Source organism: Pseudomonas sp. B34(2017), assembly GCF_002112915.1.
GTDB classification, from domain to species: Bacteria; Pseudomonadota; Gammaproteobacteria; order Pseudomonadales; family Pseudomonadaceae; genus Aquipseudomonas; species Aquipseudomonas pharyngis.
This window is the reverse complement of sequence record NZ_NEJA01000005.1, coordinates 573,810-594,559: the sequence shown is the minus strand read 5'-3', so window position 1 is coordinate 594,559 and position 20,750 is coordinate 573,810. Positions and strand designations below refer to the sequence as shown.

General features: G+C 62.9%; 19 protein-coding genes. 17 read left to right on the top strand and 2 right to left on the bottom strand.

Annotated features, from left to right (window positions below):
* The first annotated feature begins 16 nt into the window (after nt 1-16).
* The 6 genes from CAF80_RS19275 (at nt 17) to CAF80_RS19250 (ending at nt 7,730) form a co-directional block, all read left to right on the top strand.
* Nucleotides 17-883: an ABC transporter permease gene (locus CAF80_RS19275; protein ID WP_011331855.1), complete on the top strand. Its 867-nt coding sequence runs from the start codon at nt 17-19 to the stop codon at nt 881-883.
* 58 nt (nt 884-941) lie between these two features.
* On the top strand, nt 942-1,859 hold the full coding sequence (locus CAF80_RS19270) for a LysR family transcriptional regulator (RefSeq protein ID WP_011331856.1): 918 nt from the start codon (nt 942-944) through the stop codon (nt 1,857-1,859).
* Nucleotides 1,860-1,961: 102 nt separating this feature from the next.
* The gene (locus CAF80_RS19265) at nt 1,962-3,497 is read left to right on the top strand and encodes an MFS transporter (protein ID WP_085667622.1); all 1,536 of its coding nucleotides are present in this window, start codon (nt 1,962-1,964) and stop codon (nt 3,495-3,497) included.
* A gap of 18 nt (nt 3,498-3,515) precedes the next feature.
* Entirely contained in the window at nt 3,516-4,586 is a 1,071-nt protein-coding gene (locus tag CAF80_RS19260) for an HlyD family secretion protein (RefSeq protein WP_074689345.1), read from the top strand.
* Entirely contained in the window at nt 4,583-6,094 is a 1,512-nt protein-coding gene (locus tag CAF80_RS19255; RefSeq protein ID WP_256578183.1) for an efflux transporter outer membrane subunit, read from the top strand. The genes CAF80_RS19260 and CAF80_RS19255 overlap by 4 nt, the downstream gene beginning before the upstream one ends.
* A gap of 55 nt (nt 6,095-6,149) precedes the next feature.
* On the top strand, nt 6,150-7,730 hold the full coding sequence (locus CAF80_RS19250; RefSeq protein WP_085667623.1) for a glycosyltransferase family 39 protein: 1,581 nt from the start codon (nt 6,150-6,152) through the stop codon (nt 7,728-7,730).
* A gap of 44 nt (nt 7,731-7,774) precedes the next feature.
* Here the strand turns inward: CAF80_RS19250 and CAF80_RS19245 are convergent, their stop codons facing one another.
* Nucleotides 7,775-8,533, bottom strand: coding sequence for a slipin family protein (locus CAF80_RS19245; protein WP_039773021.1), 759 nt, complete (start codon nt 8,531-8,533; stop codon nt 7,775-7,777).
* Between the two features lie 2 nt (nt 8,534-8,535).
* Complete coding sequence (locus CAF80_RS19240; RefSeq protein WP_085667624.1) at nt 8,536-9,063, bottom strand: NfeD family protein; 528 nt, start codon at nt 9,061-9,063, stop codon at nt 8,536-8,538.
* A gap of 197 nt (nt 9,064-9,260) precedes the next feature.
* On the opposite strand from CAF80_RS19240, the gene CAF80_RS19235 reads away from it, so the two are divergent.
* From CAF80_RS19235 to pgaA, 11 genes are all read left to right on the top strand, one after another.
* Nucleotides 9,261-9,722, top strand: coding sequence for an aminoacyl-tRNA deacylase (locus CAF80_RS19235; protein WP_085667625.1), 462 nt, complete (start codon nt 9,261-9,263; stop codon nt 9,720-9,722).
* Nucleotides 9,723-9,850: 128 nt separating this feature from the next.
* Nucleotides 9,851-10,096: a DUF2789 domain-containing protein gene (locus CAF80_RS19230; RefSeq protein ID WP_074689349.1), complete on the top strand. Its 246-nt coding sequence runs from the start codon at nt 9,851-9,853 to the stop codon at nt 10,094-10,096.
* Nucleotides 10,097-10,184: 88 nt separating this feature from the next.
* Nucleotides 10,185-10,430 (top strand): type II toxin-antitoxin system Phd/YefM family antitoxin, encoded by a 246-nt coding sequence (locus CAF80_RS19225; RefSeq protein ID WP_081353107.1) that lies wholly within the window; start codon nt 10,185-10,187, stop codon nt 10,428-10,430.
* 121 nt (nt 10,431-10,551) lie between these two features.
* Entirely contained in the window at nt 10,552-10,980 is a 429-nt protein-coding gene (locus tag CAF80_RS19220) for a MarR family winged helix-turn-helix transcriptional regulator (protein ID WP_039773010.1), read from the top strand.
* Nucleotides 10,977-13,040, top strand: a complete 2,064-nt coding sequence (locus CAF80_RS19215; RefSeq protein WP_074689351.1) for an FUSC family protein — start codon at nt 10,977-10,979, stop codon at nt 13,038-13,040. Before CAF80_RS19220 ends, CAF80_RS19215 begins: the two co-directional genes overlap by 4 nt.
* A complete protein-coding gene (locus CAF80_RS19210; protein ID WP_007957657.1) occupies nt 13,037-13,246 on the top strand; it encodes a DUF1656 domain-containing protein in 210 nt (69 codons plus the stop codon). Before CAF80_RS19215 ends, CAF80_RS19210 begins: the two co-directional genes overlap by 4 nt.
* Nucleotides 13,243-14,130 carry an HlyD family secretion protein gene (locus CAF80_RS19205; RefSeq protein ID WP_085667626.1) on the top strand — a complete coding sequence of 296 codons (888 nt, stop codon included), beginning with the start codon at nt 13,243-13,245 and terminating at the stop codon, nt 14,128-14,130. Before CAF80_RS19210 ends, CAF80_RS19205 begins: the two co-directional genes overlap by 4 nt.
* The gene (locus CAF80_RS19200; RefSeq protein WP_085613322.1) at nt 14,127-15,569 is read left to right on the top strand and encodes an efflux transporter outer membrane subunit; all 1,443 of its coding nucleotides are present in this window, start codon (nt 14,127-14,129) and stop codon (nt 15,567-15,569) included. Before CAF80_RS19205 ends, CAF80_RS19200 begins: the two co-directional genes overlap by 4 nt.
* Before the next feature lie 93 nt (nt 15,570-15,662).
* Complete coding sequence (locus CAF80_RS19195) at nt 15,663-16,298, top strand: hypothetical protein (protein WP_011331886.1); 636 nt, start codon at nt 15,663-15,665, stop codon at nt 16,296-16,298.
* A gap of 199 nt (nt 16,299-16,497) precedes the next feature.
* Nucleotides 16,498-18,003 (top strand): YdgA family protein, encoded by a 1,506-nt coding sequence (locus CAF80_RS19190; RefSeq protein ID WP_039773001.1) that lies wholly within the window; start codon nt 16,498-16,500, stop codon nt 18,001-18,003.
* A 256-nt stretch (nt 18,004-18,259) separates the two neighbouring features.
* Nucleotides 18,260-20,740, top strand: a complete 2,481-nt coding sequence (gene pgaA / locus CAF80_RS19185; protein WP_085667627.1) for a poly-beta-1,6 N-acetyl-D-glucosamine export porin PgaA — start codon at nt 18,260-18,262, stop codon at nt 20,738-20,740.
* Nucleotides 20,741-20,750: the final 10 nt, after the last annotated feature.

Genomic DNA, 20,750 nt, shown 5'->3' with positions numbered 1-20,750 from the left:
CCTGGAGGATTGCCCGATGAGCCATTCATCATCCGTACGTCAAGAATTCGAAAACGATCTGCAACCGCTGACCAGCGTTCCGGTGGAGCGCGAGCTGCCGCTGGGCCAGCGCTTGTGGCAACAGGGCTGGTTGCGCAAAAGCGTGATTCTGATTTTGCTCGCCGTGCTCTGGGAGGTTGTGGCCCGGGTGCAGAACAACGACCTGCTGCTGCCGAGCTTCTTGCAGACCAGTCACGCGCTGTATGACGGCCTGCTCAGCGGCGAACTGCTGGGCAAGGTGTGGATCTCGCTGGTGGTGCTGATCAAGGGTTACCTGATCGGCATTGTCCTGGCCTTCGCCCTGACCACGCTGGCGGTTTCGACCCAGGTTGGTCGGGACTTGCTCAGCACCCTGACCTCGATGTTCAACCCGCTGCCGGCGATTGCCCTGTTGCCGCTGGCGTTGCTGTGGTTCGGCCTGGGCCAGAACAGCCTGATTTTCGTGCTGGTGCATTCGGTGCTGTGGGCGCTGGCGCTGAACACTTACGCCGGGTTCCTCGGCGTCTCGGAAACCCTGCGCATGGCCGGGCGCAACTACGGTTTGAAGGGCATGCGCTTCGTGCTGTTCATCCTGATTCCGGCGGCGCTGCCATCAATCCTCGCCGGGCTGAAAATCGGCTGGGCTTTCGCCTGGCGTACCCTGATCGCCGCCGAGCTGGTGTTCGGTGCCACCAGCGGTAAGGGTGGTTTGGGCTGGTACATCTTCCAGAACCGCAATGAGTTGTACACCGACAAGGTGTTTGCCGGTCTGGCCGTGGTGATCCTCATCGGTCTGCTGGTGGAGAACCTGGTGTTCGACACGCTGGAGCGGGTGACGGTGAAGCGCTGGGGCATGCAGCGCTGATTTTCTGATCTGCTAGCATTGCGTGCGAATCAATCCTGATCGGCCACGAGTGCTCAGCATGCAACTCCCGGACATGAACCTGTTGGTCGCCCTCGACGCCTTGCTCGACGAGGGCAGCGTGGTCGGCGCCGCGCGGCGGATGAACCTCAGCCCGGCGGCCATGAGCCGCACGCTGACGCGGATCCGCGAAGCCATTGGCGATCCGATTCTGGTGCGCGCCGGTCGCGGTCTGGTGCCGACGCCCAAGGCACTGGAGCTGCGCGAGCAGGTGCGCGATGTGGTCGAGCAGGCGGCGTTGCTGTTTCGCTCGGCCGATGCGGTGGAGCTGGGCACGTTGCGCCGGCGCTTCAGCATTCGTGCCAACGATTTTTTCGTCGGCGTGTACGGCGGCAAGCTGTTCGACACCCTCGATCAACTGGCGCCGCACTGTGAGCTGCGCTTCGTGCCCGAAGGTGACGGTGACGATGAAGCCCTGCGCGAAGGGCGGATCGATCTGAGCGTGAGCAACACCCGCCCGGTGACGCCGGAAGTCAAAGTGCAGAACCTGTTTTCCACCCACTTTGTCGGTCTGGTGCGCGAGGATCATCCGCTGCTGGATGGCGAGATCACGGCCGAACGTTACGCCGGTTTTTCCCACATCAGCATGTCCCGCCGGGGCATCGCCCGTGGGCCCATCGACACCGCTTTGAATGCTCTGGGGCTGGAGCGGCGGGTGGCAGTGATAGCGCCGAGTTTTCACGCGGCGATGTTCGCCCTGCCAGACTCCGACCTGATTTTGCCGGTGCCCAAGGAAGCGCTGCTCAGCGTGCGGCGGCTGGGCTTGAAGCTGCGCTCGTTCGACCTGCCGATTCCGCTTCCGACCCTGATGCTGACCCAGGCCTGGCACCCGCGTTTCGACAAGGACCCGGCCCACCGCTGGCTGCGGGAAACCCTCAAGACCTGCTGCGACGAAACCTGGCTGGCGGCACAGCCCTGACAATTGCGTCTGGTGCACTTATAAACTGCCAATAAGTCAATTTTCGTCAGCACTAAGCCCTACTAACATGCTCCGGTATTTTTCCCTCCGGAGTTTGCTTGCATGACATCCCTGACGGTCACGGCGCCGATCGCCGCAACCGCTCCGATGGCAGCCGCGCCACCGGTGTTCGGGGCGCGGATCATCATCGGTCTGGTCGGCGTGCTGCTGGCGGTGCTGGTGTCGGGTCTCAACGAGATGGTGACCAAGGTCGCCCTGGCCGACATTCGCGGCGCCCTGAGCATCGGCTACGACGAAGGCACCTGGCTGGTCGCCAGCTACACCGCGACCTCGGTGGCGGCCATGGCATTCGCGCCGTGGTGCTCGGTGACCTTTTCCCTGCGTCGCTTCACCCTGTGCGCCATCGGCGTGTTCACCCTGCTTGGGGTGCTCTGTCCGTTCGCCCCGAACTACGAAAGCCTGTTGCTGATGCGCATCCTGCAAGGCCTGGCTGGCGGCGCGTTGCCGCCGATGCTGATGACCGTCGCGCTCCGATTCCTGCCGGCCAACATCAAGCTTTACGGTCTGGCCGGTTACGCCCTGACCGCGACGTTCGGCCCCGGTCTCGGCACGCCGCTGGCGGGGTTGTGGACCGAGTACGTCGGCTGGCAATGGACGTTCTGGCAAATCATCGTGCCGTGCCTGATTGCCATGGCGATGGTTGCCTGGGGCATTCCACAGGATCCGCTGCGTCTGGAGCGCCTCAAATCGTTCAACTGGAAAGGCCTGCTGCTGGGCTTTCCGGCGATCTGCATGCTGGTGATCGGCCTGTTGCAGGGCAATCGCCTGGACTGGTTCGAATCCAACCTGATCTGCGCTTTGCTCGGCGCCGGTTCGCTGTTGCTGGTGGCGTTTCTGATCAATGAATGGTCGCAGCCAATCCCGTTTTTCAAGTTGCAGATGCTCGGCATCCGCAACCTGTCGTTCGCGCTGATGACATTGGCCGGCGTGCTGGTGGTGCTGCTGGCGGTGGTGCTGATTCCATCGAGTTATCTGGCTCAGGTGCAGGGTTACCGGCCGGTACAGACTGCGCCGATCATGCTGATCGCGGCGTTGCCGCAGTTGATCGCGCTGCCGCTGGTGGCGGCGCTGTGCAACCTGCGCTGGGTCGATTGCCGCTGGGTGCTCGGCATCGGTTTGAGCATGTTGACGCTGTCATGCCTCGGTGGCTCGCAGCTGACCTCGGAATGGATTCGCGACGATTTCTACGTCCTGCAATGGCTGCAGATTTTCGGCCAGCCGATGGCGGTGCTGCCGCTGTTGATGTTGTCGACCGGCAGCATCCAGCCCCAGGACGGGCCGTTCGCCTCGGCCTGGTTCAACACCGTGAAAGGCTTGGCGGCGGTGGTCGCCACCGGCGTGATCGAAGCGCTGACCACTTCGCGCCTGCATTTTCATTCGACGATGCTGGTCGATCGCCTCGGCAACTCACCGCTGGCCGCAAGCAATGACCCCGGCCTCGCCCATCGTCTGCACGAACAGGCGGTGGTGCTGACTTCCTCGGATCTTTATCTGTGCATGGCCGGCGTCGCGGTGGCGCTGATCCTGCTGATTTTCTGGCTGCCGACGCGGATCTTTCCGCCGCGCGCGCCGACCTGACTGAAACAGAAGGTTTTTATGACGACTCAAGCAAAGCAAAAACTCGCGGTGGCCGTAGCCGCTGCGCTGGCGGTTGGTGTGCTGGTGTATCTGGCGATGCCCGGCCTGTTCGGCAAACGCACCCAGCAGAACACCAACGATGCATTCGTTTCTGCCGACTTCACCCTGGTGGTGCCGCGTGTGGCCGGATTCATCAAAGAGGTGCTGGTGGAAGACAACCAGCAGGTCAAGGCCGGGCAGTTGCTGGCGCTGATCGATGACCGCGACCTGCGCGCCGCCGCCGAAGCCGCCGATGCGCAAACCCTGGTGGCCCGCGCGCAGTTGCAGAACGCCAAGGCCACTCTGGAGCGCCAAACTTCGGTGATCGCACAGGCGCAGGCGTCGGTGGTATCGGCCAAGGCTGAAATGGCCTTCGCCCAGCAGGAATTGAACCGCTACAACCACTTGGCCGGCGTCGGTGCCGGCACCGTGCAGAACGCGCAGCAGGCGCGCACCCGGATCGATCAGGCTTCTGCGCGGCTGGACACGGCCACCGCGAAACTGGCAGCGGAACGTAAGCAGGTCGAGATTCTGACGGCGCAGCGCGATGCTGCCGAAGGCAGTTTGAAGCACGCTCAGGCCGCGCTGGAAATCGCCAGTTTCGAGCTGTCCTACACGCGCATCACCGCGCCCCAGGACGGCATGATCGGCGAGCGCGCCGTACGGGTCGGCGCCTATGTGACGCCGGGCAGCAAACTGCTGGCGGTGGTGCCGCTGAAACAGGCCTATGTGGTCGCCAACTTCCAGGAAACCCAGCTCACCGACGTGCAGCCGGGGCAGGATGTGGTCGTGCGGGTCGACAGCCTCGGCGGCGAAGCCCTCACCGGCCGTGTCGAAAGCATCGCCCCGGCTACCGGCGTGACCTTCGCGGCGGTCAAACCGGACAACGCCACCGGCAACTTCACCAAAGTCGTGCAGCGGATTCCGGTGAAGGTTTTGCTGGATCCGGGGCAGCCGCTGGCCGAACGCTTGCGGGTCGGGATGTCGGTGGAAGCGAGCATCGATACCGAAAGCTCGATGACATCGGTGCGTGAGGTGACGCAGCGATGAAGCGCTTTCAGTCCATGACGGTTGTCCTGAGTCTGTCGGCGTTGGCGGCGTGCACCGTCGGCCCGGACTTCCAGAAACCCGAAACCACCCGGATTGCCGAGTGGGCAAAACCGTCAAAAAGTGCCCCCAGCCAGGCCGTCAGCGAACCGTTGAACGAGCGCTGGTGGGAAGTCTTTCACGACGCGCAGCTCTCGGCCCTGACCCAGCGCGCCTTGCGCAGCAACCTTGACCTGCAACTGGCCAGCAGCCGTCTGCAACAAAGCCGCGCTGCCCGTCAGGTGATCAGCGCCGACCGCTATCCGACGACCGCCGCCACCGGCAGCTACGCCCGCAAACGCAACAGCGGCGAAGGCTTGAACGACCCGTCCGGGCACAATGGCGATTCCGCGTTCAACCTGTGGGACGCCGGTTTCTCCGCCTCCTGGGAACTGGATTTCTGGGGCCGTGTGCGCCGGGAAACCGAAGCGGCCGATGCCAACCTCGAAGTCGCGGAAAACGACCGTCGCGGTGTGCTGCTGGCGGTGCTCGCGGACACCGCGCAGAACTACATCCAACTGCGTGGTGTGCAGAACACCCGCGCGGTCACCGAGCAGAACCTCGACGTGGCGCGGCACAGCCTGAAGCTCTCGCAACTGCGCCTCAACGATGGCGTGGCCACTGATCTCGACGTCGCCGAAGCCGCCGCGCAAGTGGCGGCCATCGAATCGCGCCTGCCGGCGCTGGAGCAACGTCAGGCGCAACTGATCAACGCCATCAGCCTGTTGATGGGCGAACCGCCACAGGCCTTGGCTCAAGAGTTATCCACAGACGCGCCGGTGCCGCAGTCGCCATTGACCGTCGCCATCGGCCTGCCGTCGCAACTGGCCGAACGCCGCCCGGACATTCGCCAGGCCGAAGCTCGTCTGCATGCCGCCACCGCCAACATCGGCGTGGCCAAGGGCGATTTCTATCCGCGCATCACCCTGTCCGGCAATCTCGGCTCGCAAGCCATGCAGCTCAGCGATTTCGGTTCCTGGGGCTCACGCGCCTTCGGCATCGGCCCGCAATTCAGCCTGCCGCTGTTCGACGGCGGCCGCTTGCGCGGCGTGCTGCAACTGCGCGAAGCCCAGCAGCAGGAAGCGGCGATCGGTTATCAACAGACCGTCCTGCGCGCCTGGCACGAAATCGACGACCAACTGACCGCCTACAACGCCAGCCAGCGCCGCCGCGACAGCCTCGCCGAAGCCGTGCGCCAGAACCAGATCGCCCTGCGCACTGCGCAACAGCAATACGTCGAAGGCGTGGTCGACTTCGTCAACGTCCTCACCGTGCAAGGCGCACTGCTCGCCACCCAGGAACAATGGGTGGAAAGCTCCACCGGCGTTTCACTGGCGATGGTCGGGCTGTACCGGGCGCTGGGTGGGGGATGGGAGTCGGTGTACCCAGACGAGAACCGGACCGCCGTGTTGCCGGATGTCGCGAAAGCGCCAGCCGGCGTCGACGATTCTGCTGTGGCTGACCTAAAGTGATGAGCAGGTTGGCGCGTCATACTCTCGTGGCGCAACGGCGCGGCAAGAGGAAGCGATGGCGGTTAACAGAGTCACGCCAATGGGCGACACGCAAGATCCCTTTGCCGCACCCGGCTCCTGGTTCGGCAGTCTGCGCTGGGTGCGCTGGGTAAAACATCATTGGCTGTGGCCGATCCTCGCGCTGGCGGCGTTCGTGCGTTTTTATGACCTGACGGCGGCGGCGATCTGGGGCGATGAAGGGTCCAGTCTGCTGTTGGCGCGCTATCCGTTGAGCGAAATCTGGAAGCACGCGGCCTTCGATGTGCATCCGCCGCTGTACTTCATACTGCTGCATGGCTGGATCGAGCTGTTCGGTGACGGCATCTTCGCGATCCGCTGCCTGAGTGCGCTGGCCGGCATCGCGGCGGTCGGGTTGGGCGTCTGGCTGGTGGATCGCCTGGCCACACGCCGGGCGGCCTTCATCGCCGGTCTGTTGCTGGCGCTGCTGCCGACAGCGGTGCGCTACAGCCAGGAAGTGCGCATGTACGCGTTGCTCGGAGGGCTGTTGCTCGCCGCGAGCCTGGCGCTGGTTTACTGGATCAGGCGCCCCCAGCGAAACCGCTATCTGGTGATTTACGCGTTGTTGATGAGCGCGGCCTTCTACACCCACTACTTCGCCGTTCTCGCGGTTTTGTGTCACTGGCTCTACCTGATCGCGATCCGCGTACAGCGCGGTTATCGATTCCGCCATATCCAGCGCTGGAACTGGTGGCTGGCGAACCTGGCCATCATCGTGCTGTACCTGCCCTGGCTGCCCAATCTGCTCGACTTGATGCAGCACATGGAACAGCTCAGGGCCGGCGGCGATGTCGGCTGGGAGCCGGCCGTCACCTTGAGTTCGCTGCCGTCGATGATCTGGTCGTGGTTGATGCAGGACGATGGCGATACGTTACCGCTGCTGACGTTCGCAGCGTTGCCCCTGGCATTGCTGGCACTGGCGGCTGTCGCGGTGATGCGCGATCGCAGCGTGTCGCGCGGCAGTATGCTGTTGGCGCTGTACACCGGACTGCCGCTGCTGCTGGTATTTGCGGTGTCGTTCATCACGCCGGTCTTCGTCGAGCGCTATTTGACGGCGTACGCCCTGGGGTTGCCGATGCTGGCGGCGTCTGCCATTGACCGTTTGTACAGCCACGCACGGTTGCTCGCTTTGGCGGTGTTGGTCTCACTGATCGGCGTGGAACTGCTCGGCGTGAACAACAACGCCAACGTCGACAGCGATGATCAGTTCGATCGCGTGGTGAATTACGTCAATCAGCATTTCCTGCCAGGCGATCGTATCGTCACCAGCGACATGCTCTGGTACTTGAGCTACGTCTATTACGACCGCAGCGGTGCGCAGGTGCGCCTCTTTACTCCGCCGACAGCGGACGGCCGTTCGACACAACCGAATGAGTACGGCTTCGGCACACTGGTGAGCCGCGAGGTCTATCTGGACAGCCTCGCGCAATTGCCGGGGCATGGACGGGTCTGGCTGGTCGGGACGTTTGGCGCTGCGGAAGAATTCTCACCCTTACCCGCAACCTGGCAGCCCGGCGCCGAAATCCATGCCGGCGGCGCCAAGGCACGCCTGTTCATCCCCCAGCCACCACTCGACTAAAACCGCACCTCTATAAACGCCGCTGTCGACTGCGAGCTTTTGCCTCAGGATTTACCTGACAAATCTGCCATCCCCTTGAGCAGTTCGATCGGCAACGGAAACACGATGGTCGAGCTCTTGTCGCCGGCAATCGAACTCAAGGTCTGCATGTAGCGCAGCTGCATGGCGCCGGGCTGGCGGCCGAGCATTTCGGCGGCCTGCATGAGTTTTTCCGAGGCCTGCAATTCGCCTTCGGCGTGGATCACCTTGGCTCGCCGTTCGCGCTCGGCTTCGGCCTGCTTGGCGATGGCGCGCACCATCGACTCGTTGAGGTCAACGTGCTTGATTTCGACGTTGGCGACCTTGATGCCCCAGGCGTCGGTCTGGGCGTCGAGCACTTGCTGGATGTCGATGTTCAGGCGTTCGCGTTCTGCCAGCAGTTCGTCCAGCTCATGTTTGCCGAGGACCGCGCGCAGGGTGGTCTGGGCCAGTTGGCTGGTGGCCATGAGGAAATCCTCGACCTGGATGATCGCTTTCTGCGGGTCGAGCACGCGAAAGTACAGCACCGCGTTGACCTTTACCGACACGTTGTCGCGGGTGATCACGTCCTGCGGCGGCACGTCGAGGACGATGGTGCGCAGATCGACCCGGACCATTTGCTGCACCACCGGAATCAGCAGGATCAGCCCCGGCCCCTTGACCTGCCAGAAGCGTCCGAGCTGGAACACCACGCCGCGTTCGTATTCGCGCAGGATGCGGAACGTCGAGCCAGCCAGGGCGATCAGCAACAGCAGCAGCGCGACAAAACCGATTTGCAGACCCATGATCACTCTCCGAGCGGTGCCGCGTCAGTCGCGGCCACTTGCAGCAACAGACCCTTGCGCCCGACCACCCGCACCGGTTGCCCGGTGTGCAGCGGCGTGGCGCTCAGCACCTGCCAGCGTTCTCCCTGCAACTGCACCCAGCCGTTGCGGCTGTCTTCCGGTTGCACCACGGTCACCGCCGTGACACTGCCGAGCAGGCCGGCATCGCCGCTGACCGGTTGGCGCGGTCGGGTTTTCAGGGCGCGGACCAGCAGCGCGATCAGCAACAGGGCGCTGACCAGGCCGAGGCCGATCATCATCGGTACCGGCAGTTCGGCGTTGCTCAGAATCAGCGCGCCGATCACGAACATGACGATGCCGCCGAGGCCGATCACCCCGTAGTTGGGCAGCGCGGCTTCGGCGATCAGAAACGCGATGCCCAGGGTGATCAGCCAAAGACCGACCGGGCTGACAGCGGTAAACGGGGTGTCTGCCGCAACCACCGTTCCACTCAGCAGCACCAGGGCAAACGCACAGCAACGGATGTTCACGTGACCCTCCGCGAGAGTCAGGGGTTGTTCTTACAGTCTAGTTGAGGCTGTGGCTGGATGAATTTTGATCAATTCTCCCCGCCCCGCCAGTGGGCGGATTTCCCTGTGTGCGCGGCCGACGGGACTAGACTTTGAAGGACAGCCACAGCGTTTCATTACCGTCCGCCGCGCAGCGTCGGCGGGCACCGAGGTGCATCATGCGTATGGCCAAGAAAGTGCAGAGCAGCCTCAACCGGGCGCAATGCGAATATGACATCGTCACCCACCCGCACTCGTCCAGCAGCCTGGAAACGGCGCGGGTCTCCGGGATTGCCGCAGAACGGGTGGCCAAATCGGTGATTCTGGACGACCGCCACGGGCACTACCTGATGGCGGTGCTGCCCGCCAGCCGCCACCTGGACTTGAGCAAGGTGCGCAGCAGCGGCGAATGGCAAATCACCCGCGAAAGCAATCTGGCGCACATTTTCGACGACTGCGAACGCGGCGCCGTACCGCCACTGGGGGATTCCTACGGACTGGACATGGTCATCGACCCGCTGCTGACCCGGCAGAAAGACGTCTACCTGGAAGCCGGCAACCACAACAACCTGCTGCACATGAGCATGCCCGAATTCCTGAAAATGGTGCCGCATGCGCAGGTGCGGGAGTTGAGTCAGTAGCTTTGTGGCGTTTATGAGGACGCCAATCGCGAGCAGGCTCGCTCCCACGGGTTTTGCACTGAGCCTGTGGGAGCGGGCTTGCTCGCGAAAAATCTTTCCCACCCTATAAATCTCGCAGGAGTTCCGACATGGAAAACCCGACGCACAGCCTCCCATCCCTGTTCAAGCAACTCGGTCTGGACAACGACCCGGTCAGCATCGACCAGTTCATCGCCACCCATTCCCCGCTCAAACCCGAACTGCACTTGTGCGACGCGTTTTTCTGGAGCAAGAGCCAGGCGGATTTCCTGCGGGACGAGATTCTCGATGATGCGGATTGGGCGGAGGTGGTGGATCAGCTGGATGTGATGTTGAGGAAGGGGCGGGGCGCTTAGTCAGCGTAAAATTTCGTCACAGGATATCCTCAATCGCCCTCTCTATCTGGGGTAGCTTCCGATTTCAAAGAAGACTGGAAGCTGAAAAATGCAAAGATTCCCCCCGGTAAAAATGATCAGTGTCGAGGCTTTTAAAGAAAATTTTGATGCGGTAATCAAGGATGTCAAATATGAGCCAGTCGTTTTACAAAAGCACAGTCAAGTTTTAGCTGTCCTGCTTTCCGCATCATTGTATGAGGCGGTTATTGAACGGCTGGACGATCAGTATTTGGCGTTGATCATTCACTCGCGACGCAATGAAATTGGAAAACCCATCGAGCTGGATCAACTGTAAAAAACCTTCGAGGAGATTTGTTTCAAAACTTGACTGAATTTCCCCTCCAATGCGATATTGATAGTTAGCAAACTAACAGTGTGTGCATTCCCTCGTGCCGAATAACCTCGACGCTCTCCAGATGAACATCAGCAGTGCCATGGTGGTGGCCGCCAGGCATTGGCGGAAGATCTGCCAGACCACGCTGGTCAACTATGGAATTTCCGAAGCCTGCGCCGTCCCGTTGTTGATGATCGGGCGGTTGGGCGAGGGTGTGCGCCAGGTGCAGGTGGCGCAGGCGGCGGGGATGGAGTCGCCGTCGCTGGTGCGCCTGCTCGATCAGTTGTGTCACGCCGGGTTTGTCTGCCGCACCGAAGATGCCCAGGACCGTCGCGCCAAATGCCTGAGCCTGACCGACGCCGGCCGTGAGCTGGTGCAAGCGGTGGAGGCGCAACTGGTGCGTCTGCGTCATGAAGTGCTCGAAGGCATCGACCAGCGCGATCTGGAGGCTACGCTTCGAGTACTGAGAGCTTTTGAGGCGGCCACTCCGCCAACGGTGATCAATCCGTGAACGGGTTCTTTTCCGGCATGCCCCCGGCGCGGGACTGGTTCTACGGGATCCGCACGTTTGCGGCTTCGATGACCGCGCTGTATATCGCCTTGCTCATGCAGATGCCGCGTCCGTACTGGGCGATGGCCACGGTGTACATCGTTTCCAGCCCGTTCCTCGGCCCGACCAGTTCCAAGGCGCTGTATCGGGCGATCGGCACGTTTCTCGGTGCAGCGGCGGCGGTGCTGTTCGTGCCGATGTTCGTCCAGAGCCCTTATGTGCTGGTGGTGGTCATCGCCTTGTGGACGGGGATTCTGCTGTTCCTGTCCCTGCATTTGCGCACCGCCAACAACTACGCGCTGATGCTGGCCGGCTACACCTTGCCGTTGATCGCCCTGCCGGTGGTGGATAACCCGTTGGCGGTGTGGGACGTGGCCGAGTCGCGGACTGAAGAGATCTTTCTCGGCATCGCCGTGGCGGCGGTGGTCGGCGCGATGTTCTGGCCACGACGCCTGGCACCGGTGTTCAACGATGCCGTGGGCAAATGGTTCGCCGACGCCACGACTTACAGCCTGAAATTCCTCAGCCGCGACGTCCAGCCTGAAGAAGTCACCGCCCTGCGCATGGCGATGGTCGGCAGTTTCAACAGCCTGGAATTGATGATCGGCCAGTTGCCGCACGAAGGTGCGCGGCCGCAAACCGTACGCAACACCAAGGAACTGCGCGGCCGGATGATTCACCTGCTGCCGGTGATCGATGCCCTTGAAGATTCGCTGTACGCCCTCGAACGGCGCACGCCCGAGCTAGTGGAAAAGTTCGCACCACTGCTCACCGCGACCCGCGAATGGCTCGGCCACAAAGACGCCGATCTGGAACGCTGGCAAGCGCTGCGGGATCAGCTCGAAGCACTGCAACCGAGCGCCGAAGCCCTGGAAGATCGCAAGCAGTTGCTGTTTTCCAACGCGCTGTATCGCCTCGGCGAATTCATCGATCTGTGGCAGGACTGCCGCAGTCTGCAGGACGCAATCCTGTGCGAGCGCCAGGACAGCTGGCGCGCGGTGTATCGTCACTGGCGCCTCGGTCGCCTGACGCCATTCATCGACCGCGGGCTGATGCTGTATTCGGTGGCCTCGACCATTCTGGCGATCATCGTTGCCTCGGTGTTGTGGATCCTGCTGGGCTGGACCGACGGTGGCAGCGCGGTGATTCTGGCGGCGGTGTCGTGCAGCTTCTTCGCCTCGATGGACGACCCGGCGCCGCAGATTTACCGGTTCTTTTTCTGGACCGGAATGTCGGTGCTGTTTGCCAGTCTGTACCTGTTTCTGGTGCTGCCAAACCTGCATGACTTTCCGATGCTGGTGCTGGCGTTCGCGGTGCCGTTCATCTGTGTCGGCACCCTGACGGTGCAGCCACGCTTCTACCTCGGCATGCTGCTGACGCTGGTCAACACCTCGTCGTTCATCAGCATTTCCGGTGCTTACGACGCGGACTTCTTTGCCTTCGTCAATTCCAACCTGGCGGGCCCGATTGGGTTGTTGTTCGCGTTTATCTGGACCCTGATCGCCCGGCCGTTCGGCGCCGAACTGGCGGCCAAGCGTCTGACCCGTTTCAGCTGGAAAGACATCGTCAGCATGACCGAGCCAGCGAACCTTGCCGAACATCGACAGCTGGGCGTGCAACTGCTCGACCGCCTGATGCAGCACCTGCCGCGTCTGGCGCTGACCGGCCAGGACACTGGCATCGCCATGCGCGAAGTGCGCGTGGGGCTGAACCTGCTCGACCTGCTCGCCTACACACCGCGAGTGACGGGCGCGCCGAACGCGCTGCTCAAGCAAGTGGTGGCAGAGGTCGGCGAATATTTCCGGGCCTGCCTCAAGGCTGGCGAACGCCTGCCGGCGCCAAGCGCCTTGCTGATGACCATGGATCGCACCCGCCGTGCGCTCAACGGCCACGGCGATGAAGAAACCCGGCTCAACCTGTTGCACGCCTTGAGCGGTTTGCGCCTGGCGCTGTTGCCCGGCGTGGAATTCGTTTCCAATGCAGAGCCCGAAGAACCGCTGCCCGAAGGAGCGCCCCTATGATCGGTGATCTGGATATCAGCGGCATTTTCCTGCCGACCCTGTTGGTGTTGATGGGCATCACTTATGTGCTGTTTGTGTTGGTACACGGCGTGCTCACACGCCTGCATTTCTACCGTCTGGTCTGGCACCGGGCATTGTTCAACGTGGCTCTCTACGCCGTGATGCTGTACGGCGTGGATTCACTCAGTCGATACCTGATGACATGAAAAAACCGTTTCTGACCCTCGGTCGCGTCGTCCTGACGCTGCTGATCGTGACTTTCGCCGTCGTCGTGGTCTGGCGCATGGTGATGTATTACATGTTCGCGCCCTGGACCCGCGACGGCCACATTCGCGCCGACATCGTGCAGATCGCCCCGGACGTGTCCGGGCTGATCCAGCAGGTCGAAGTGAAGGACAACCAGTTGGTGAAACGCGGCCAGGTGCTGTTCAGCATCGACCAGGACCGTTTCAAACTGGCGCTGCGCCAGGCTAAGGCCGCGGTAGCCGATCGCGAAGAAACCCTGGCTCAGGCGCAGCGTGAAGCCAAGCGTAACCGTGGTCTGGGCAATCTGGTGCCGGCCGAACAGCTGGAAGAAAGCCTGTCGAAAGTGGCCCGCGCGCAATCGGCCCTGGCCGAAGCGCTGGTGGCGGTGGACAGCGCTCAGCTCAACCTCGACCGCTCGGTGATCCGCAGTCCGGTGGACGGCTACGTCAACGACCGTGCGCCGCGTTCGCAGGAGTTCGTCACCGCCGGGCGTCCGGTGTTGTCGGTGGTCGACAGCAATTCGTTCCACATCGATGGCTATTTCGAAGAGACCAAACTCGACGGCATCCACATCGGGCAGTCGGTGGATATCCGCGTGATCGGCGACCGCGCCCGCTTGCGCGGGCACGTCGAAAGCATCGTCGCCGGTATCGAAGACCGTGACCGTTCGAGCGGCAGCAACCTGCTGCCCAACGTCAATCCGGCGTTCAGCTGGGTACGTCTGGCGCAACGGATTCCGGTGCGCATTGCCTTCGACGACGTGCCGGATGACTTCCGCATGATCGCCGGGCGTACCGCCACCGTGTCGATCATCGACGATCAACCGCAGGAGCCCGCGCAATGAACAGGGCCCTGATGGTCGCCGGGCTGGGCATGATGCTGTCGGCCTGCTCGATGGTCGGGCCGGACTACCACGTGCCCGAAGACGCGGCGATCCAGCGCAAGGATTTCCAGGGCGACCTGGCGGTGGCCGGCAAACCGGTGGTGTCGGCCCCGGTGCCGGCGGACTGGTGGCGGCTGTATCAGGATCCGCGTCTGGATCAACTGGTGCAGCAGGCCATGGCATCCAACACCGATCTGAGGGTGGCGGCGGCGAACCTGTCGCGGGCCCGTGCCCAGGTCGATGAAGCCGAGGCGGCCGGTGGCTGGAGCGGCGGCGTGAAGATGGGCGCGCAACGCTTGCAGGAATCCGGCGAGGCATTCCTGCTGCCGGAGAAAGTGCCGGTGGCCAACATCGGCGATATCGGCATCAGCGCGTCCTACCAGTTCGACCTGTGGGGCACCCTGCAACGCGGGATTGAAGCGGCGAAGGCCAACGCCGACGCGACCCAGGCCGCTGCCGATACCGCGCGCATCACTCTGGTCGCCGACGTGGTGCGGGCTTACACCCAGGTCTGCGCGGCGAACGAGGAGCGGGAAATCGCCCAGCATTCCCTCGACCTGCAATCCCAGAGCACCACCCTGATCCAGCGCCTGCGCGATGCCGGCCGTGGCGACGAAACCCAGGTCACCCGTTCGCAGACCCAGTTCAAATCCCTGCGCGCCGACATGCCGCGCTATGAAGCGGCGCGGCAGGCCGGGTTGTTCCGTCTGTCGATGTTGCTGGCCAAGCCTGTCGATCAACTGCCGGCCGGCACCGCGACCTGTGCCGAACTGCCGAAAATCGCTCAACTGGTGCCGGTGGGCGATGGCGCCGCGCTGCTCAAGCGCCGGCCGGACATCCGCCAGGCCGAGCGGCGTCTGGCGGCCGCGACCGCCGGGATCGGCATCGCCACCGGCGAGCTGTACCCGGACATCAGTTTCGGCGCAACCATCGGCACCGTCGGCATTCTGGACAACCTTGGCAAACCGTCCACCAACCGCTGGGGCTTCGGCCCGTCGCTGAGCTGGAGCGTGCCGACCAACGGCGCCCGGGCCCGGATCCGCGAAGCCGAAGCCACCACCCAGGGTGCGCTGGCGCACTTTGACGGCGTGGTGCTCAACGCCATCCGCGAAACCCAGACCGGCCTGTCCCAGTACTCCGCGCTGCTGCAACGCCGCGATGCGCTGGCCGATGCCGAGCAGTCGGCGAAACTGGCGGCGGACCAGACGCACCGCTTCTTCCAGGCCGGCCGCGAGTCGTTTCTCGCCGATCTCCAGGCCACCCGCACCTACACCGACGTCACCGCGCAACTGGCCGCCGCCAACACCCAGGTTGCCATGAGCCAGATCGATTTGTTCCTCGCCCTGGGCGGCGGTTGGGAAAGCGGACGAACGCAAGCCTCGAGCGCCAGCAAACCCTGAGGCCGTTGCTATGCTTTGAAGTATTGAAAGGGCGCCCCGAACCAGGCGCCTTTTCAGTGCACATCGCTAGCGCAGGTCTAGGGGAAACCAATAATGAAAAACCCTTACGCTCTTGGCTTCTGGTGCGCCCTCGTAGCCCTGGTGCTGCTGTCGGCCACCTATTTCTACGGCATCATGCTGGCTCATCAGATTGACAAGGCAATGGTCTTCCTCGACAGCACCGTGGCGCTGATCGCGGTCATGGCGATCGTGGTCGTGGCGTCGGCGCTGGTGCAGACCCAGCGACTCAAAAAACGCCAGCTTGAGCAAAGCAAGACGCTGCTGCTGATCTGGGACACCAAGGTCGCGCTGCGTAAAGTCGAAACCGTATTCGACCGCTACTTCTGGGGCGGCTACTGGCAGCCGGGGCGTACCTTCGCCGAAGTCATGGGCGAGCTCACCGGCACGCCGCTGGAAAAAAGCCTCGAAGCCCTGAAAAAACAATGTCTGGCCCTCGACCGACAAGTCGCCGGCGATGGCTGGCACTGGCTCAACAACGCCCGCGAACTGTCGGACGTCGCCACGGCCATGGCCCGCGAGCGTTATCAACTGGATTTCTGCGACCCGCGCAGCGACGGGCCGGGCGGAGCAGTGATCGACCGGGATTTCGAAGTGCTGGTGTACACCTGGACCGCGCGGCTGAAAAGCTTCGACCATCAGCTCGACGAGATCGAGGTGCAATATTCCTGATCCCGAAAAGATCGCCGAACCCGGCGATCTTTTTGTTTGTCCATGTCTTGTCGACATTCTTTAACCTTTAAACATTGGGCTGCCAGGCGCGCCCGGTGCTAATCTCCACCGCTAAATTCAGCGGAGTCGCGCCACGGCCCGGTCACGGGTTCAGGGAAGACGACCACACTTTCAGCCACGGAAATCGATCAGGTCATTCATGAATAAATCAGCAGGCGTGCTTCTCGGAATTGTTGTGGCCATTGGCGCCATCAGCGTAGGCGGGGCCTGGTACACCGGCACCAAAATCGAAGGCGTGTTGAACAATGCCGTCGCCAATGCCAACAGCGAGTTGCAGACCGCCATGGCCGGCTCCAACGGCAGTGCGTCGCTGGAACTGGTGTCGCTGGAGCGCAACACCTTCAGCAGCACCGCGCACTATCGCCTCAAGGGCGAGGGTGAAATGTTCGGCGAAGCGCCGGTCGAGCTGCTGTTCGTCGACCGCATCGAACATGGCCCGCTGCCGTTCTCGCGTCTGGTTTCGCTGAAATGGCTTCCGGTCATGGCCACCAGTCACTTTGAGCTGGAAAAGACCCCGATCACCGAAAAATGGTTTGCCGCCACCAAGGGCGCGGCGCCGCTCAAAGGTGTGGTCAACATCGGCTACGACCAGTCCACCACCGGCAACCTCGAACTGCTGCCACTGGAAGCTGCGCTGGATGACAAGTCGAACCTGAAGTTTTCCGGCTTGAACATGGATATTTCCGCCAGCGCCCAGGCCCAGAAAGTCAAGGCCGACGGCTACATGGACAGCCTGCGCCTGACCACGGTCGCCGAAGACCAGACGCCGGTGCAGATCGAACTCAATGGCCTGACCCTGGCCAGCAACCTCGCCAAGAGCACCTACGGCTACTACACCGGCGAGAACACCCTGGAGCTGACCAGCAGCAAGACCACCTTCGGCGCCAAGCAGTCGGTGCTGGGCGTGAAGAACTTCGAAATGAAGAACCGTACCGAAGAGAACGGCAGCAACGCCTCCGGCCGTGCCGACTACAAGGTCGCTGAAGTGACCCTCAACGACAAGAAAATCGGTTCGGCCAACCTGGCCATGAGCCTGAAAAACCTCGACATTCCGTCGGCGATGTCGCTGATGCAGATCTACCAGACCAAGCTGCAGCCTTACGAAAAAGCCGCTGCCGAAGCCACCGCCGCCGGCCTGCCGGCACCGGAGCTGAACCTGACCGAGGCCGAGTCGACCCAGGTCAAGGCCGACCTGCAGAAACTGCTGGCGGCCGGGCCGCAACTGGCGCTGGAAGACCTGTCGCTGAAAACCGCCAACGGCGAAAGCCGGGCGAATCTGGTGCTTGATCTGACCAAGCCTGCGTCGATGGACCTGCCACCGGATCAACTGGGCAAACAGTTGATCGCGCTGCTGGACATCAATGTGTTGGTGTCCAAGCCGATGCTGGTCGACCTGCTCAGCGTGCAGGCGCAAATCGATGGCCAGACCGATGCCAAGGCCATCGTCGACCAGGCCAGCGCTGGCGCTGACATGTTCGCCGGCATGGCCGTTGGTTCGCAGTTGGCGACACTGGATGGCACCAACGTTGTCACCAAGCTGCATTACGCCGCCAATCAGGTTGAATTCAACGGCCAGAAGATGACCGTCGAGCAGTTCGTGGGCTTCCTGATGAGCAAGTTCGGCAGTATCGAACAGCCTCAGTAAACGCCCCGCGCTTCACCGAAACGCCCGGCCTCTGCACCCGCAGACGCCGGGCGTTTTGCTGTCTGGCATCCGGGTCAACGGTTAGCCGGGGCCAGTCATCGTCACGAATCTGAACAATTATTGTGTTCTGAATATTGATCTACGCTTGCGTGCAAGACTGCTTGGATAGCTTGGCCAGGTGATCTACCTGGCCTCCGTTACGAATTGGGCAAGGGGGGGCACTGCTACCCGGCTGGCCATGTAAGGATGCTGACGAATGCCGCGTATTGATGGTCCTGTATTACATCGTGGTTTACGCCCTTTGTTTCGAGTCGCGCTGTGCAGCCAGTTGCTCTGGCCGGCGTTCGCGTTCGCCGATACGGCCTACGATCAAATGGTGCTCGACGCCCGGGCCGGGCATTACACGCCCGCGCTGACCGTTTTGCGTCAGGTGCCGCCGGCCCAGGCCACCACCGGCCAGGTCAGCGATCACCTGCAAATCGCCAGTTGGGCCGGGCTCGACGCCGAAGTGGTGCAGGTCTACGAGACCCAGGGTCGTGGCCGCGTGCTGCCGATCCAGGCACTGACCGCCACCGCCCGGGCCTATCGCAACCTCAAGCGCTGGGATCAGGCGATCCAGGTCTACAACAAGGCCCTGACGCTGGAGCCGGACAACGCCGACCTGCAACTCGGTCTGGCGCTGACCCAGGCCGACTCCGGCAAGCCCGACGAAGGGGTGATCCGCGCCCGTTCGCTGGTCGCCGCCAAACCCGATGATCCCTCCCGCCGACTGGCGCTGGGCTACGCCCTGAATCGCGCCGGCAAGCCGTACGACGCGCTGTTCGAATACGACCAGGCCTTCATGCGCGCCGGCAACAAACCGGAGGTCGCCCGCGAATACGTGGTCGCCCTGCAAAAGGCGCGTCTGCCGGAACCGGCGCTGCGGCTTGCCAGGCAGCGTCCGGGGTTGATCGATCCCGTTACCTTGCGTCGACTGGAAGGTGATCTGGCCGCCGAACGCGTGCGCCTGGCCGAACTGGCCACCCGCAGCGAAAAAGAACGCTACGTGATCGCCGACCGCGCCCTGGCCGACTACGACCAGTTGCTCGCCACCTGGACCCCGGACGCCAGCGCCCACGATGACGTGACCCGCTGGCGCATCGACCGCATGGGCGCACTCAAGGCCCGGGCGCGCACCGCCGAAGTCATCAGCGAATACCAGAAGCTGCAAGCCGAAGGCGTGAAGATCCCGACCTACGCCCTGCGCTGGGTGGCAGCGTCCTATCTGGATCAGCGCCAGCCGGAAATCGCCACCGATCTCTACCGTCAGGTGCTGGCGGCGCCGGACGCCGATGTCGGCGACCGACTCGAAGACACCACGGCGCTGTATTACGCGCTGCTGGAAAGCGACCGCGCCGAAGAGGCGCGCAAGGTCGCTGAGGATCAGGCCAAGGCGCAGAAGCCGCGTGTCGAACTCAAGGGCTTGCCGATCGGCAACCCCAACGATGAATGGATGGACGCCCAGCAACTGGCGGCACAGGCCGGCACCTACGGTTCCGACCTGCCTCACGGCGAAGAGCGCTTGCAGACCCTGGTGGACCAGGCGCCGGGCAACATCGGCCTGCGCCTGGCCCAGGCCGACCTGTACCTGGCTCGCAATTGGCCGCGCCGCGCGGAAAACCAGCTCAAGGAAACCGAGAGCATCGCGCCGCGCGACATGGGCCTGGAAGTCGCGCAGGCCCGCACCGCCATGGACTTGCAGGAATGGCGGCAGATGGATGCGCTGACCGATGACGTGGTGGCGCGTTTTCCCGACAACCGTCAGGTCCAGCGTCTGGCCCGTGAACGTGAAGTGCACGACATGTCCGAGCTGCGCGTCGAGGCCTATGGCGGCAAGGCCAACGGTGGCAGCGGTGGCGATGCCGGCGCGGTCACCGGCAGCCGGGATTTCGGCATCCAGACCACCCTCTACAGCCCGCCAATCGATGAAGACTGGCGAGTGTTCGCCGGGGCCGGTTACGCCACCGGCGATTTTGCCGAAGGCACCGGCCACCATCGCTTCCAGCGTGTCGGTCTGGAGCGTCGCACCCGCGACATGACCCTCGAAGCCGAAGTGTCGAACCATTCCTATGGTTTCGGCGACAAGCAGGGTGCGCGCCTGGCGATTGCCCGCGACATCGACGATCACTGGCAATACGGCGGCAGCCTCGAATACCTCTCGGCCGAAACCCCGCTGCGGGCATTGAACAGCGACATCAAGGCCAACGGCGGCAGCGGTTTCATCCGCTGGCGCGCCAACGAGAGCCGCGAGTGGCGGCTGGCGGTCAGCCCGTCGCACTTCAGCGACGGCAACAACCGTGTCGAAGCCTTGCTGACCGGAAAAGAGGGCGTCTACAGCGCGCCGAACCTGCAAGTCGATGCGGGCCTGGAAGTGGGCACCAGCCACAACTCCAAGTCCGATGACGTGCCGTACTTCAACCCGAAGTCGGACTTCAGCGTCATGCCGCTGCTCAACGTCAATCACGTGCTGTACCACCGCTACGAAACCGTCTGGAGCCAGCAGTTCCAGGCCGGAGCGGGCACTTACAGCCAGCGTGATCACGGCACCGGCGGCATGGCATTGCTCGGTTACGGCCAGCGCTACGCCTGGAACGACGTGTTCGAGGTGGGCGGTTTGTTCAGCGTGATCAACCGGCCCTACGACGGTGACCGGGAAACCGATCTGCGTCTGCTCGTCGACCTCACTTTCCGCTTCTAGAAGAGTTTGA

Excerpts from the sequence above, each read along its gene's own strand:
- CAF80_RS19275 (WP_011331855.1), top strand. The coding sequence starts at position 17 with ATGAGCCATTCATCATCCGTACGTCAAGAATTCGAAAACGATCTGCAA.
- CAF80_RS19270 (WP_011331856.1), top strand. The coding sequence starts at position 942 with ATGCAACTCCCGGACATGAACCTGTTGGTCGCCCTCGACGCCTTGCTC.
- CAF80_RS19265 (WP_085667622.1), top strand. The coding sequence starts at position 1,962 with ATGACATCCCTGACGGTCACGGCGCCGATCGCCGCAACCGCTCCGATG.
- CAF80_RS19260 (WP_074689345.1), top strand. The coding sequence starts at position 3,516 with ATGACGACTCAAGCAAAGCAAAAACTCGCGGTGGCCGTAGCCGCTGCG.
- CAF80_RS19255 (WP_256578183.1), top strand. The coding sequence starts at position 4,583 with ATGAAGCGCTTTCAGTCCATGACGGTTGTCCTGAGTCTGTCGGCGTTG.
- CAF80_RS19250 (WP_085667623.1), top strand. The coding sequence starts at position 6,150 with ATGGCGGTTAACAGAGTCACGCCAATGGGCGACACGCAAGATCCCTTT.
- CAF80_RS19245 (WP_039773021.1), bottom strand. The coding sequence starts at position 8,533 with ATGGGTCTGCAAATCGGTTTTGTCGCGCTGCTGCTGTTGCTGATCGCC.
- CAF80_RS19235 (WP_085667625.1), top strand. The coding sequence starts at position 9,261 with ATGCGTATGGCCAAGAAAGTGCAGAGCAGCCTCAACCGGGCGCAATGC.
- CAF80_RS19230 (WP_074689349.1), top strand. The coding sequence starts at position 9,851 with ATGGAAAACCCGACGCACAGCCTCCCATCCCTGTTCAAGCAACTCGGT.
- CAF80_RS19225 (WP_081353107.1), top strand. The coding sequence starts at position 10,185 with ATGCAAAGATTCCCCCCGGTAAAAATGATCAGTGTCGAGGCTTTTAAA.
- CAF80_RS19220 (WP_039773010.1), top strand. The coding sequence starts at position 10,552 with ATGAACATCAGCAGTGCCATGGTGGTGGCCGCCAGGCATTGGCGGAAG.
- CAF80_RS19210 (WP_007957657.1), top strand. The coding sequence starts at position 13,037 with ATGATCGGTGATCTGGATATCAGCGGCATTTTCCTGCCGACCCTGTTG.
- CAF80_RS19205 (WP_085667626.1), top strand. The coding sequence starts at position 13,243 with ATGAAAAAACCGTTTCTGACCCTCGGTCGCGTCGTCCTGACGCTGCTG.
- CAF80_RS19200 (WP_085613322.1), top strand. The coding sequence starts at position 14,127 with ATGAACAGGGCCCTGATGGTCGCCGGGCTGGGCATGATGCTGTCGGCC.
- CAF80_RS19195 (WP_011331886.1), top strand. The coding sequence starts at position 15,663 with ATGAAAAACCCTTACGCTCTTGGCTTCTGGTGCGCCCTCGTAGCCCTG.
- CAF80_RS19190 (WP_039773001.1), top strand. The coding sequence starts at position 16,498 with ATGAATAAATCAGCAGGCGTGCTTCTCGGAATTGTTGTGGCCATTGGC.
- pgaA (WP_085667627.1), top strand. The coding sequence starts at position 18,260 with ATGCCGCGTATTGATGGTCCTGTATTACATCGTGGTTTACGCCCTTTG.